Annotated in this window: 13 protein-coding genes; 4 read left to right on the top strand and 9 right to left on the bottom strand. The window is 60.2% G+C overall.

The annotated features are described in order from the left end of the window. Window positions 1-66 precede the first annotated feature (66 nt). From rplT to uvrA, 5 genes are all read right to left on the bottom strand, one after another. Window positions 67-450, bottom strand: a complete 384-nt coding sequence (gene rplT, locus FME68_RS06235) for a 50S ribosomal protein L20 (protein ID WP_005323264.1) — start codon at window positions 448-450, stop codon at window positions 67-69. Window positions 451-507: 57 nt separating this feature from the next. Further along, entirely contained in the window at window positions 508-702 is a 195-nt protein-coding gene (rpmI, locus tag FME68_RS06230; protein ID WP_010190075.1) for a 50S ribosomal protein L35, read from the bottom strand. 36 nt (window positions 703-738) lie between these two features. Next, window positions 739-1,260, bottom strand: coding sequence for a translation initiation factor IF-3 (gene infC / locus FME68_RS06225; protein ID WP_080975058.1), 522 nt, complete (start codon window positions 1,258-1,260; stop codon window positions 739-741). 253 nt (window positions 1,261-1,513) lie between these two features. Continuing rightward, window positions 1,514-2,440, bottom strand: coding sequence for a serine hydrolase (locus tag FME68_RS06220; protein ID WP_158396629.1), 927 nt, complete (start codon window positions 2,438-2,440; stop codon window positions 1,514-1,516). Further along, window positions 2,440-5,277 carry an excinuclease ABC subunit UvrA gene (uvrA, locus tag FME68_RS06215; protein ID WP_328287744.1) on the bottom strand — a complete coding sequence of 946 codons (2,838 nt, stop codon included), beginning with the start codon at window positions 5,275-5,277 and terminating at the stop codon, window positions 2,440-2,442. Before uvrA ends, FME68_RS06220 begins: the two co-directional genes overlap by 1 nt. Window positions 5,278-5,353: 76 nt before the next feature. Here uvrA and FME68_RS06210 point away from each other — a divergent pair, with 76 nt between their 5' ends. The 4 genes from FME68_RS06210 (at window position 5,354) to FME68_RS06195 (ending at window position 10,419) form a co-directional block, all read left to right on the top strand. After that, window positions 5,354-5,956, top strand: coding sequence for an MBL fold metallo-hydrolase (locus FME68_RS06210; RefSeq protein WP_158396699.1), 603 nt, complete (start codon window positions 5,354-5,356; stop codon window positions 5,954-5,956). A gap of 95 nt (window positions 5,957-6,051) precedes the next feature. After that, entirely contained in the window at window positions 6,052-6,975 is a 924-nt protein-coding gene (locus FME68_RS06205; RefSeq protein ID WP_070545661.1) for a DoxX family protein, read from the top strand. Between the two features lie 176 nt (window positions 6,976-7,151). Further along, on the top strand, window positions 7,152-9,392 hold the full coding sequence (locus tag FME68_RS06200; protein WP_439329287.1) for a HelD family protein: 2,241 nt from the start codon (window positions 7,152-7,154) through the stop codon (window positions 9,390-9,392). 10 nt (window positions 9,393-9,402) lie between these two features. Then, entirely contained in the window at window positions 9,403-10,419 is a 1,017-nt protein-coding gene (locus FME68_RS06195; RefSeq protein WP_070513280.1) for an App1 family protein phosphatidate phosphatase, read from the top strand. Window positions 10,420-10,510: 91 nt separating this feature from the next. Here FME68_RS06195 and FME68_RS06190 read toward each other — a convergent pair whose 3' ends face one another. From FME68_RS06190 to FME68_RS06175, 4 genes are all read right to left on the bottom strand, one after another. Then, window positions 10,511-10,951 carry a universal stress protein gene (locus FME68_RS06190; protein WP_046648537.1) on the bottom strand — a complete coding sequence of 147 codons (441 nt, stop codon included), beginning with the start codon at window positions 10,949-10,951 and terminating at the stop codon, window positions 10,511-10,513. A gap of 139 nt (window positions 10,952-11,090) precedes the next feature. Beyond that, a complete protein-coding gene (locus FME68_RS06185) occupies window positions 11,091-11,537 on the bottom strand; it encodes a universal stress protein (protein WP_010190093.1) in 447 nt (148 codons plus the stop codon). Between the two features lie 110 nt (window positions 11,538-11,647). Then, window positions 11,648-13,741: an excinuclease ABC subunit UvrB gene (uvrB, locus tag FME68_RS06180; RefSeq protein ID WP_070513278.1), complete on the bottom strand. Its 2,094-nt coding sequence runs from the start codon at window positions 13,739-13,741 to the stop codon at window positions 11,648-11,650. 47 nt (window positions 13,742-13,788) lie between these two features. Beyond that, window positions 13,789-14,151: a DUF4259 domain-containing protein gene (locus FME68_RS06175; protein ID WP_046648539.1), complete on the bottom strand. Its 363-nt coding sequence runs from the start codon at window positions 14,149-14,151 to the stop codon at window positions 13,789-13,791. Between the last annotated feature and the right edge of the window lie 28 nt (window positions 14,152-14,179).

The following is a 14,179-nucleotide window of genomic DNA, read 5'->3' as shown; positions in this document are numbered from 1 at the left end:
ACGACAAGAAACCCACCGGTCCTCCATAAGAGGGCGGTGGGTTCGTGACGTTTCTACGCTCGACGCTTACGCAGCCTTCGGTGCGTTAACGTCCTCCGGCAGTGCGGCCTTGGCGGCCTCGCACAGTGCGGAGAAAGCCTCGAAGTCGTTGACGGCAAGTTCCGCGAGAATCTTGCGGTCGACCTCGATCTCAGCCAGGCGCAGGCCGTGGATGAGGCGGTTGTAGGTGATGTCGTTCATACGAGCGGCAGCATTGATGCGCTGGATCCACAGCTTGCGGAATTCAGACTTACGGGCGCGACGGTCGCGGTAAGCGTAAGTCATGGAGTGCAGCCACTGCTCCTTGGCCTTACGGTAGAGGCGGGAGCGCTGGCCGCGGTAGCCCTTAGCGGACTTCAGGATCGCGCGACGCTTCTTCTTGGCGTTAACTGAGCGCTTTACTCGTGCCACAGTAATACTTCCTTATCTTGATTGTGAGTGTGTGGGGATGGAGTGTTTCGGCGCTGACTATGCGCGGCCGAGAAGGCGCTTGACGCGCTTGGTGTCTGCCTTGGCGACGTCCTCGGTGCCCTTCAGACGACGGGTGCGCTTGGAAGGCTTGCCTTCCAGGAGGTGGCGGCGGTTAGCCTGCTCGCGACGCAGCTTGCCGGAGCCGGTCACCTTGATGCGCTTGGCGGTGCCCTTGTGAGTCTTCTGCTTCATGAGAATTAAATCCTTAAATCCTAAGTGGAGCGTGGTCTACTTCTTGCCTTTGCGGACGGGCCCAAGGACCATGGTCATATTGCGACCATCCTGCTTGGGGCGCGACTCCACGACGCCGACCTCTGCGACATCGTCAGCCAAACGCTCCAGCAGGCGGAAACCCAGCTCCGGACGCGATTGCTCGCGGCCACGGAACATGATGGTCACCTTGACCTTGGAGCCCTTCTCCAGGAAGCGCACCACGTTGCCCTTTTTGGTCTCGTAATCGTGATCATCAATCTTCGGACGGAGCTTCTGCTCCTTCACCACGGTTTGCTGCTGGTTCTTACGGGACTCGCGGGCCTTCTGAGCCTGTTCGTACTTAAACTTGCCGTAATCCATGATCTTGGCTACGGGCGGCTTAGCGTTCGGGGCAACCTCGACCAGGTCGAGATCGGCTTCGTACGCAAGCTTGCGAGCATCGTCTGTACGGACAATGCCCACCTGTTCACCACCGGGGCCAACAAGACGGACCTCGGGTACTCGGATGCGCTCATTAATGCGAGCTTCAGCGCTGATTGTGGTTCTCCTCGATTGTGGGGGCTAGTAGTGTGCCTACCGTGACCACAAACGAATAAATCCCGGTGCCAAAGGCATCCGGGAGTTTCTTTTCAAGCACGCGCCAATGTATGGCGCCTACTCTTAACCTTTATCCTGCGGCGAAACTAGTGTCCGGCGCGGCTTCGGGTGGGAGAAACTCCGCTTGCGGCCCAAGTACCTCCTGGAGGAGGCGCTACGGGCGGTAGTGCGCACTACTTTAACACCTGGTTTTTCAGGAACCAAATCGGCGTGCCGATGTCGTTCCTGCAGTCTGCGTTGCCGTGGGCGGTGCGCAGCCCTCCACCGGTTTAAGCGCGCCAGCCTCCAAGGCCTCAGTTACGACTCGGTCCACTCCAGCAGCAAGAACGTTGAGCGCAGGAATTGCTTCTTCGGCGTACTCACCCGGCATAGTGACTTCAATGGCCAATCCCACCGTGGACTCTTTACTCGAGCCCGATGGGGTGGTTTCCCGCACACCAATTTGGCGGTGGGTATAACCGTCGTCGTACTCGGATAGTCCCCACCCGCCCTTGGCGCGGGTGTTCGGGAGCTTGTCCAATCCGTTGTCTTGCCACTCCACAATGTCATCCATTGCGTCATAGACCTGTTCTGCTTCCGGAATACACGGTAAGTGTGCGCCAAACTCTGCCTGGTCTTCCAGCAGCCACGTGGAGTAGCCAAAAGGTTCCTCGAACTCCCCGGTCGAACCATACTCTTCCAAGAGCGCCGTTACTGCGCTCCCAGCATCGCCCTCAGTCCATCGCACGTGGGACCACAACGCGTAGGCAGCATCATTGTCGGATTCCTTAATCGCGAGGTCGACGAGCTCCGGGCTAGCGCCGTCGCGCAGCGCGGCAATCGCGATAGGAACCTTCACCGTCGACCACGCAGGCTCCTCACCGCGTAATCCGGCGTTGACAGTCCCTTCCCTATCCGCCACCGCCACGCCGGCGCGGACATTGAACTCCTTCTCTACTTCAGAGACGACATCGCGTAATTCGGCGCGCACGTCATAGCTGGCGGGTGCTTCCACGCCTGATGATTCTTCGGGAGCCGGCGGCGATGTGTCTTCCGCTGGGCCGGAACACCCCGTCATGGTGGCTGTCGCAGCAATGCTGATGGCTAGTGCTGCCGTGCGGGTACTTCTGTGGCCCAACATCACACCAGCTCCTTGAGGAACCCTCCCGTATAGGAGCCTTCCACCTGCGCCACGTCTTCTGGCGTGCCTTGGGCCACGACGGTGCCGCCGCACGAGCCGCCTTCCGGGCCCATGTCCACGATCCAATCGGCGGCCTTAATGACGTCGAGGTTGTGCTCGATGATGATCACCGAGTTGCCCTTATCAACCAGGCCTTGAATGACGAGCATGAGCTTTCGGATGTCCTCGAAATGCAGTCCGGTGGTTGGCTCGTCCAGGATGTAAACCGTGCGCCCATTCGTGCGCTTTTGGAGTTCGGAGGCCAGCTTCACGCGCTGCGCCTCACCACCGGAAAGCGTCGTGGCGGCCTGACCCAAGCGAACATATCCCAGGCCCACCTCCACCAAGGTGTTGAGGTAGCGGTGGATCGACGTGATGGGTTCAAAGAACTCGGCTGCCTCCGAGATCGGCATGTCGAGAACCTCGGCGATGTTTTTGCCCTTGTAGAGGACCTCCAGGGTTTCGCGGTTATAACGGGCACCGTCACAAACCTCGCACGGCACATAAACATCGGGCAGGAAGTTCATTTCAATCTTGATGGTGCCGTCGCCTTGGCAGGCCTCACAGCGCCCGCCCTTAACGTTGAAGGAGAACCGGCCGGGCTTGTAGCCGCGGACCTTCGCCTCCTGGGTTTCCGCGAAAAGATTGCGGATCTTGTCGAAGACACCCGTGTACGTCGCCGGATTGGAGCGCGGAGTGCGCCCGATGGGGCTCTGGTCCACCTGCACGAGTTTGTCCAGGTGCTCCACGCCTTCAACGCGCTTGGCACGACCAGGTACTTGACGGGCGCGGTTAAGTTTATTCGCCAAGGTCTTGGCCAGGATTTGGTTGACCACGGTGGACTTACCGGAGCCAGACACACCAGTGACGCAGACGAGGACGCCCAGCGGAATCTCGACGTCAATACCCTTGAGGTTATTTTCGCGCGCGCCGACCACCTTGAGCATGCGCTCAGGGTCAATCTCACGGCGCGTATCCGGGACCGCAAGCTTCTTCTTTCCTGACAGGTACTGCCCCGTCAGGGACTCCTCCACAGATTCGATGCCGGCGGGCTCGCCCTGATAGACCACCGTTCCGCCGAATTCGCCGGCCCGCGGTCCAACGTCGACAAGCCAGTCCGCCTCCCGGATGGTGTCCTCATCATGTTCCACCACAATCAAGGTGTTTCCGATATCACGCAGGCGCTTCAACGTGGCGATGAGGCGCTGGTTATCGCGCTGGTGCAGACCAATGGAGGGCTCATCCAGCACGTAGAGGACTCCCGCCAGGCCGGAGCCAATCTGGGTGGCGAGGCGAATACGCTGTGCTTCGCCGCCAGACAACGTGGAGGCGCCGCGGTCAAGGGTGAGGTAGTTCAGGCCGACGTCGAGAAGGAAGCGCAGGCGAGCCTGGATCTCCTTGAGCACAGCACCGGCAATGATCTCCTCGCGGTGGCCCAACACGAGAGAGTCGAGGAACTCCGCCGCATCCTCGATGGACAGTGCCGTCAAGCCAGCGATGGACTGCTCGCCATGCGCGGTGGAGGTCAAACGCACCGCCAAGATTTCCGGCTTCAGGCGGGTACCGCCACAAGCGTTACACGGCACACGGCGGGTGTACTGAAGGAGACGGTCCTTCTGCGACTCGGAATCCGCCTGATCGAGCTTGCGCTCCAAGAAGCCGATAGCTCCCTCGAACGGCGCGGACCAGTTGCGCTGGCGGCCATAGCGGTTCTTGTAGCGCACACTGACTTCCACATCTGTGCCATGGATCAAGGCGTGGCGCTGCTCCTCGGTGAGCTCGGAAACCGGAGTGTGGGGATCAAAGTCCAGGGCTTTCGCTAGGCCTTCGACCAGCTTGACAAAGTACCGCGCATTGGGGCTCGAGGTCCACGGTTGGATGGCCTCAACGGCTGGGGCATCCGGGTCCGGGATCAACAGATCCACATCCACCTCAAGGCGCGTACCCAAGCCATCACACACCGGGCAGGAACCGAAAGGCGCGTTGAACGAGAACGCGCGGGGCTCGTATTCCTCAATGGTCAGCGTGTGGCCGTTGGGGCAGGCAGCCTTTTCCGAGTAGGTGTGCGTGAGCTCTTCGCGGTCTACGAAATCCAGGGTGACTAGGCCGTCTGCCAAGCGTAGCGCCGTCTCGACAGAATCCGTCAGCCGCTGCTTTTGGGAAGCTTTCACCTGCAGGCGGTCCACGACGACATCGATGTCGTGCTTGATCTGCTTCTTCAGCTTCGGCGGGTCACTGAGCTGGTAAAGCTCCCCATCTACCCGAACACGGGAGTAACCCTGGGCCGCGAGGTCAGCAAAGAGGTCAACGAACTCGCCCTTACGTCGGCGAACGACCGGTGCGAGGACCTGGAATTTCAGCTTTTCCTCGTGGCTTAAGACTTCATCAACAATCTGCTGCGGGGTTTGGCGCTCAATGACGGCATCACACTCGGGACAGTGCGCAGTGCCCGCGCGGGAGAAAAGCAAACGCAGGTAGTCGTAGATTTCGGTGATGGTTCCCACCGTCGAGCGCGGGTTGTGGTTGGTGGACTTTTGGTCAATGGACACCGCTGGGGATAGACCGTCGATGAACTCAACGTCCGGCTTATCCATTTGGCCAAGGAACATGCGCGCATAGGAGCTCAAAGACTCCACGTAGCGCCGCTGACCCTCGGCGAAGATGGTGTCAAAGGCGAGTGAGGACTTGCCTGAGCCCGATAGGCCGGTAAACACCACCAAGTTATCGCGCGGGATATCGATATCCACGCCCTTGAGGTTGTGCTCACGCGCACCACGTACGACCAAACGATCAGCCACTAGTTGTTGCCTTCCTACACAAAAGAATGTGTGTTCAGAGAGTTCTCACTCAGAATGTACCCGTATGGTTGGACTTATGAACAACGCGCTTGAGCTTCATAAAATTTCCGTGTCCGAGATGGACAACAATTGCTACCTGCTGTGCGCGGGTGACGAGGCGCTGCTTATCGACGCCTCCGCTGACGCCCCCGCGCTGCTCGCCTTAGCCGCCGACCACGGAGTAAAGATCACCACGGTGCTGACCACACACCGCCACTGGGATCACGTACGCGCACTCAAGGAAGTCTTGAATGAAACCGGTGCCGTTCACTATTCCTCTTTCTTGGACTCCCCCGCTTTGCCCGCGCCCGTCGACGTGGAACTGGAGCATGGCGATACGCTTCCTTTCGCCGGTTACGATCTGCCCGTCATTATTCTGCGCGGACACACCCCGGGCGGAGCAGCAATTGCAGCGGAGATTGATGGCGTTACCAACCTCTTCGTCGGTGATTCCCTCTTCCCCGGCGGCGTGGGCAAGACCACCTCCGAAGGGGACTTTGTGCGCCTCTACAAAGATGTCACGCAGCGGCTCTTTGACGTCTATCCGGACGACGCAATTGTCCGCCCCGGGCACGGGGCTCCCACCACGCTCGGCGCGGAACGCCCGCACATGGACGAGTGGTGGGAGCGCCGCTGGTAACTACGTGTTAACTGCTGCGCTCACGGCAGCAGTTGTTTAACGCGCGTACTATGGTGTGGCGAACGTCTTTACAAATCTATTGAATGGAGCACGTTATGATTCGTAAATTTGCCCGTCCTATGCTGGCCTCCGTGTTTGTCTGGGATGGTGTGGATACGCTCCGCAACACCTCGGAGCACGTCGCGGACACCGAGTCCGTGCTCAAGCGCCTGCGCAAGGTGCTGCCCCGTGAATACGCGGGTTACATCCCCAATGACCCAGAGCTGGTTACCCGCGCGCTCGGCGGCGCGAAGACCGCTGCGGGCACGAGCCTCGCGCTGGGCAAGGCTCCGCGCACCTCGGCTGCAGTGCTCGCGCTGACACACGTCCCCAACCTGGTCGGCAATGCTTTCTGGACCGCGGATTCCAAGAAGGACAAGGAAGCACAGCGCAACAGCTTCATCACCAACACCGCTCTGCTTGGTGCCCTCGCCATCGTTACGCAGGACACCGAAGGAAAGCCCTCCGTGCGGTGGCGCGCCGCTAAGGCCTCTGAGCGTGCAAACAAGAAGATTCAGCAGGCGCTGCCGGGCAAGTCCGAACAGCAGAAATTTGCGGAGGACTTCTCCAATCGCGCAAACGAGATTTCTTCCGATGTCACGGCCAAGGCCAATGACTGGTTTGAGACCGCCAAGGACTACGTCGAGGACAACCGGGATGACTGGGAGTCTGCCGGCCGCGACTTCATCGACTCCGCGCGTTCCTTCGTCGAGGACACCGCTGAGACGGCACGCGAGTTCTTTGAGGACAACAAGGATGACTGGCTCGACGCGGCCCGTGACAACACCGATACCGCCCGCAAGGGACTGGTCAAGGCTGCTGGCAAGGCACAGGACCGTGCCGATGAAGCCCTAGCCAAGGTAGATTCGCTCGATGGCAAGCGTGCCCAGAAGAAGGCTCGCAAGCGCGCCGAGAAGCTGCAGAAGGAAGCCTCCAAGAAGCTGGATAAGGCTTTCAAGAAGTTCGGTGACCGCTTCTAAGCTCTCCGTCCTTCGCTGCGGATAGCTCCGCAACACACCACGGCAATCGCCGCGGTGGAGAGAACAACGGCTCAGCTAGTATGCTGGGCCGTTGTTCTTTTTCCTGTCCACTCTTCCCCATCTCCCTTACTTCCCGTCTGTCCACGAGAAGCCTTCATACGCACCCAAGGAGCCTTGTGTCTGAATCTTCACCCGCGACTCACACCGGGAAACCCGGCGCCCACACGAACGAGCAGAGCGCGGAAATAGCTAGCGAGCAAGCATATGTCGATGGCCTCTTCGAGCGTCTGGACAACGAGGTCCAAGCGGCCAACGAGCGCTTGAACGAAGTACAAGCTGCCGTCGATCCGCATACCCCGGACGCCGATGCACTCGTGCGGCGCGAAACCGAATACCACGGACTGCAAGCAAAGTTGGATCGGCTTAACGTCGCCCAGCTCGGCTTAGTTTTTGGCCGCATCGACATTGATGCACCCGGTGATAACCCCACCCCGGAAGGCCTGGACCGGCGCTACATCGGCCGCATGGGGCTCGACGCCAGGGAGGAGAACTACCGGACCCTCCTTCTGGATTGGCGTGCGCCGATGGCGCGCCCCTTCTACCTCGCCACTACAGCGCACCCTGAAGGCGTCCATGTCCGCCGGCATATCCGGACCACTGGGCGCACGGTTACTGGAATCAGCGACGAGGTCTTGGAGGGAGAATCCTCTGCTGACAGCAGCGATGTCGCAAGCGAGTCCGCCCTCCACCACGTGATGCAGCGCGCCCGCACCGGGCACATGCCCTCCATCGTGGAGACCATTCAGCGCGAACAGGACGAAATCATCCGTGACAGCACGCGGGGCGTCATGGTGGTCGAAGGCGGACCAGGAACCGGCAAGACCGCTGTTGCACTGCACCGCGTGGCCTACCTGCTCTACACCTACCGTGAACAGCTCGCCGTCACGGGCGTGCTGATCGTGGGCCCCAACTCCACCTTCCTGGAATACATTTCCCGCGTGCTCCCGGAACTTGGTGAAACCGGCGTCGTGCTTTCCACCATCTCTTCCCTCTTCCCCGGCATCGAGGCCACTCACTCGGAGTCCTTGCTCGCCCGCGAGATCAAGGGCTCCGCTGCCATGGTGGAAATCCTCGGCAACGCGGTCAAGGATTATCAGCGCCTACCGGAGCAGCCGCGCACGGTGGAGATCGATCGGCTCGAGCTCACCGTCACCCCAGCTATGGTCAAAGCGGCGCGTACCCGCGCGCGACGCTCGCGGAAGCCGCACAACGACGCTCAAGCGGCGTTTGCGGAACACCTCATCGAGTCTCTGGCCCAGCAGATGGCCGAACGCATCGGTTCTGACCCGCTGGGTGGTGTCAACCTGCTCTCCCGCGCGGACGTGGATCAGCTCCACGATGACCTCGCCGAAGAACCACAGGTCACAGAACTCATCGACGAGTTCTGGCCCCATCTCACGCCTACCGAGGTACTCGCCAATCTCCTGAGTAGCGCCGAACGAATCGATACGGCAGCCTACGCTTATGATGACGAAACCCGCGGTGCCCTCTACCGCGAAGAGGGTACGTCATGGGCGGCCTCCGACGCCGCGCTTCTCGACGAGCTCGCGGTCCTCATCGGCATGCCTGACCCCGAAGCAGAGCGCGCCGCCGAGGAGAAGGAATGGCGCGAACAGGTCGCGGAGGCAGAAGACGCCCTCGATATCCTGAGTTCCTCTGATTCCACTGACAACGATGATGACATGTTCGAAGCCGAGATCCTCTCTGCGCACGATGTCATCGACGCCGAGCACCTCGCTCGCCGTCACGAGGTTCGGGATTCTCGCACCACCGCCCAGCGGGCCCGGGAAGACTACACGTGGGCCTACGGGCACGTCATCGTTGACGAAGCCCAAGAACTTACCCCCATGGAATGGCGCATGATTTTCCGGCGTAGCCCCTCGCGATGGATGACGCTCGTGGGCGATACGTCCCAGACTGGAGCGCCCGCCGGTGTGGATGACTGGGGCGAGACGCTCGAGCCTTTTGTTGGAGAGCGCTTCCGACTGCACGGGTTGACGGTCAACTACCGCACCCCACGCCCGGTTACGGAATTAGCCAATCGGCTGTTGGAAGAAATCAACCCTGAGGCCACGCCGAGCATCGCGGTGCGCGATGGTGTTGACGTTGTCTGGCACGACGACGCCACCGATGCGGAGCCGAGGACATTTGAGGATGAGGACGGGCGCCTGCGCGCCGTGATCACGGCTGCCAACGTCGAGGAGATCAAAGGCCTCGAGTTTGATCACGTCACGGTGGTCAACCCCGATGACATCGTGGCAGCCTCCCCACAGGGTTTGCACAACCTCTATGTTGCGCTCACGCGTGCGACGCAGTCCTTGACCATCACCGGCCGTTATGCGGAGGTTTTCGGATAGTCTGGTGCCCATGGCTCTTTCCGATATCGCCCGCAAAGTCGAATTCACTGTAAATTCCCTCTCGCTCAAGCGCTCGGCGCGCAAAGGGTGGCAACCCAGCATCACTGGCTATGCCGGTTACGGCAATGAAGAATTCGTCCGTGTTCTGGGCCGTGTCCTCATGCATGACCCGACGGCTGAAGAAACGGATACCTGGGCGCAGCGTGGCTACCGCCAGTTCTTCACCATTCAGGTCACAGACCACGAGGTCGAAGTCACGGTTGGTGGGAAGACGGTATCGGGAACCACGAACGACAACGGCTACATCGATATCCTCGTCTACAACCACGGCCTAGAGCCCGGCTGGCACGAGGTCACCATCCGTGCCAAAGGCGCGGACGCGGTGACCTCGGAAGTGCTCATCGTGGACAAGGACACCACGTTCGGCGTGGTCAGCGACATAGATGACACCATCATGGTGACGTGGCTCCCGCGCGCAATGATTGCAGCATGGAACTCGTGGGTTAAACGCACCAATACCCGCACCCCCGTCGAAGGTATGGCACGGTTCTACCGGGAAATCGCCCAACATCACCCCGATATCCCCTTCATTTACCTCTCCACCGGCGCCTGGAACACCTACGACACCTTGGTTAACTTCATGGCGGAGAAGGGCTTCCCGCGTGGTCCCCTGCTGCTGACAGACTGGGGTCCTACCCCCACCGGCCTCTTCCGCAATGGTCAGGAGCACAAGCGCGTGCAGCTCCGCAACCTCTTCATTGCTTTCCCGAAGCTCCGCTGGCTGCTCATCGGCGACGACGGTCAGCACGATCCTCTTACCTATGCAGACGCGGCGGCGGAGCACCCCAACCACGTAGCGGCCGTGGCGATCCGCAACCTCAGCCCACAGGAGCAGCTGCTCGCACACGGTTCGCTCGCGCCTTTGGTGAAGGTCAACGAGCAGACCTCCTTCGATATCCCACTCATTCAGGGGACGGATGGCAACGTTCTTGCCCGCGCTTACCGCGAGCTGCGATTGAGCGACTAAAGCTCGTTAGAAACAAAACGGCGCGCAGGCCCAGAGACTTCCTCAATGCTAAGGACTTCTCCGGAGCATGCGCGCCGTGACGACTAGCGTCCTAGCTCACAGTGTGAACAATCATAACGTCACAGTCAGACTGACGTGCGACATCCGCCGGAACCGAACCGAGGAGGCGGCCGGTCAGGGAGTTAATTCCGCGGTTACCGACGACGAGCAGGTCTGCCTTGTTGTCGTTGACGATGGACATCAGGGCCTGAACCGGGGTTCCCGGGCGCACAGCGGTCTCCACCTTCGTCACGCCGAATTTCTCTGCGTGTTCCTTGCCGGAAGCGAGGTTGGCCTGGGCCTTCTCATCACCGAGAATCGTCACGGAATCCTGGCGCAGCGTCTTGGAAGCCTGCTCCTGATTCTCGTAGTAGGCGCAACCGATGATGAGGGTGGCATCGAAGGCTGCGGCGATCTTGGCGGCACGCTCCACTGCGAGCAAGGAGGACTTGGAACCGTCGGTACCGACCACGATCTTGTTGTAATCGCTCATGATGACCTTTCTTCGCTGGCCCCAACCGTGGGGCCACCGCTTGACAAAATTTTAAAGCTTTTGCGCACCAGCTAGTCTAACAACGCTGGCGCGTTCACGTCGATCAGCGCGCACGAGGATACGCGCGCGGTGCACTGCCCTAGTCAGTGGTGTTGACCACCACGACGTCGGCGTGGGCCTTGCGCGTGAGCTCCGTCGCTACGGAGCCAAACACTCGACCGCGCACCGAGTGAATTCCCTTGTTGCCCACGACGAACATATCCACGTCGTAGTCCTTGCCCACCTCGAGGAGCGAATTCACGGGGTCACCAGACTTAGCAATGATTTCAATGCGCTTCGCACCCTCACCGTGCGCGATCTCCGCAGCATTGCTGAGGAAGCTTTCCGACATCTCCTCGCTCACCACCGGTACTCGTGCGTCCTCCGAGTTCGGGGCGCCGAGCATCGAACCAGAGTGGTTGTAGAAAGCGGACACGATAATCAGCGTCGCGTCATAGGCGCGCGCCATGGATGCGGCAGAACGGACAGCGCGCATGGAAGTCTGAGAGCCATCGGTTCCGACGGCGATGACGTTGTAGCTCAGCATGATTCTCCTTATAAGTAGCGATTAATCCTTAACAGTATGACACGGCCTTCTACGCAGAGATTGGTTTTACCCGCATATTGAGTAGGCAAATTTCAGCACTGGGCGCGCCATTAGATCCCGGCCTCCTTAAGACCGCGTTGCTCCTTTTTCAGATCAGCGATCTCATCGCGCAAACGCCCCGCCAACTCGAACTTGAGCTCTCGGGCAGCCTCTCGCATTTGGGTCGTCAGGTCGTCGATAAGCGCCTGCACCTCGTCGGCTGCCATGGAGGACACATCCGGCTTGTCGACGATGGCCGTGGGATCCGCGTCTTGCCCCTGCTCATCGGCGTTCTCATAGACCTGGTCCAAAATGTCGGCGATCTTTTTGCGCAGCGGCTGCGGGTCAATGCCGTGCTCCTTGTTATACGCAATCTGCTTCTCTCGGCGACGCTCGGTCTCCTCGATCGCCTCCTGCATCGAGTCCGTAATTTTATCCGCGTACATGATGACCTCACCGGAGACGTTTCGGGCGGCGCGGCCAATCGTCTGAATAAGCGAGGTGGTGGAGCGCAGGAAACCTTCCTTATCGGCATCCAAGATCGCAACGAGTGAAACTTCAGGAAGGTCGAGGCCCTCACGCAGCAGGTTGATGCCCACGAGGACATCGAACTCACCCAAGCGCAGCTGGCGCAACAGCTCCACGCGCTGGAGCGTGTCAATATCCGAGTGGAGGTAGCGCACCTTGATGCCGTGTTCCAGCAAGTAATCTGTGAGGTCCTCCGCCATACGTTTGGTCAAGGTCGTGACTAGGACGCGCTCCTGCTTCGCGGTACGGGCGCGAACCTCATCGATGAGATCATCAATCTGGCCCTTGGTGGGCTTGACCGTCACCTTGGGGTCTACGAGGCCGGTGGGGCGAATAACCTGTTCCACGAACTCGCCGCCGGAAGCCGTCATTTCGAAATCGCCCGGTGTGGCCGACATGTAGACGGTTTGGCCGACGCGCTCCTCAAACTCATCGAAGGTCAACGGCCGGTTGTCTACGGCAGAAGGAAGACGGAAGCCAAACTCCACGAGGTTGCGCTTGCGCGCCATATCGCCCTCAAACATGCCGCCGATCTGCGGGACGGTCACGTGAGACTCATCGATGATGGTGAGGAAGTCCTCTGGGAAATAATCCAAGAGCGTCGCCGGCGCGGAACCGGCGGGGCGGCCATCAACGTGGCGCGAGTAGTTCTCAATGCCGGAGCAAAAGCCCACCTGCTCAATCATCTCGAGGTCGTATTCGGTACGCATGCGCAGGCGCTGCGCTTCGAGCAACTTGCCGCGGTTCTCCAGCTCGGCGAGGCGCTCCGCGAGCTCCTCCTTGATGTCCTCAATGGCACGGGCCATACGCTCTGGGCCTGCTACGTAGTGGGTCGCGGGAAAAATCCGCACCTCATCGACCCGCTCCAGAACATCACCCGTGAGCGGATGGATGTAATAGAGCTCGTCCACGTCATCACCAAAGAACTCGATGCGTACCGCACGCTCTTCGTAGGCGGGGATGATATCCACGGTATCGCCCTTGGCGCGGAAGGTTCCGCGCGTAAAGCCCACGTCATTGCGCTCATACTGAATATCGACGAGCAGACGCAGGAAGCGATCGCGGTCAATTTCCTCCCCTTCCTCGAGCACGACGGAGCGGTCAAGGTAGGACTGCGGGGTGCCAAGGCCATAGATGCAGGACACTGAGGAGACGACGACGACATCACGGCGAGAGAGCAGGGCCGACGTTGCCGAGTGGCGCAGGCGCTCCACGTCCTCGTTGATAGAGGAATCCTTCTCAATGTAGGTGTCCGTCTGCGCGATATAGGCCTCCGGTTGGTAGTAGTCGTAATAGGATACGAAATACTCAACCGCGTTGTGTGGCAGGAGTTGGCGCAGCTCATTTGCCAGCTGTGCTGCCAGTGTTTTATTTGGTGCCATCACCAGTGTCGGGCGCTGCTGCTGTTCAATGAGCCACGCAGCGGTCGCTGACTTACCGGTGCCCGTGGCACCCATGAGGACGACGTCGCGCTCTCCGCGGTTGAGGCGTTCGTTGAGTTCCGCGATCGCCGCAGGTTGGTCACCGGCGGGCTGGTACTCGGACTCAACACGAAACTCGGCCGAGCGGCGCTCAACTTCGCCGACTGGGCGGTGTTCAGAGACCGGCAGGATAGGGTGTTCAGCAGCAAAAGCCATGCCGACCAGTCTAACGCGGCGCGGACGAAACCTGCTAGGACAGCGGCTTAGGGCAGCGCCGCACGCGTGGTGCGCAGCCACAGCTCAAGCTCACCGGTGGTCTCCCAGAGCGCATAGATTGCGGATTTGTCCGGCTCCATCGCCGTGTTGATCCGCTTGCGCAACCACGCCCGAGTCTGCGGTGTGCGCAGCGCCTTGACAGCGTCAGCGCTGATCCCCGGAGGCAGCTTGTCGGCCGGCGCCGTGGCCAGCGCTCCCAAGGCGATGACAATCTCGGCGTCGTCGATATCAATGGGCGAATCCACGCAGCTCTTTTTGAATGCATCGAGGTCGAAGGAACCGTCACGAATATCCGCGAGCACTTCGCACGCGGCATGATTATCAAAAGGCCCAACGTCCCAGGTTCCCATGAAGGGGGAGAATAAACCGCAGACATGA

This window comes from Corynebacterium hiratae (genome assembly GCF_009708045.1).
GTDB lineage: Bacteria > Actinomycetota > Actinomycetes > Mycobacteriales > Mycobacteriaceae > Corynebacterium > Corynebacterium hiratae.
This window is presented reverse-complemented; position numbering and strand designations above follow the sequence as displayed.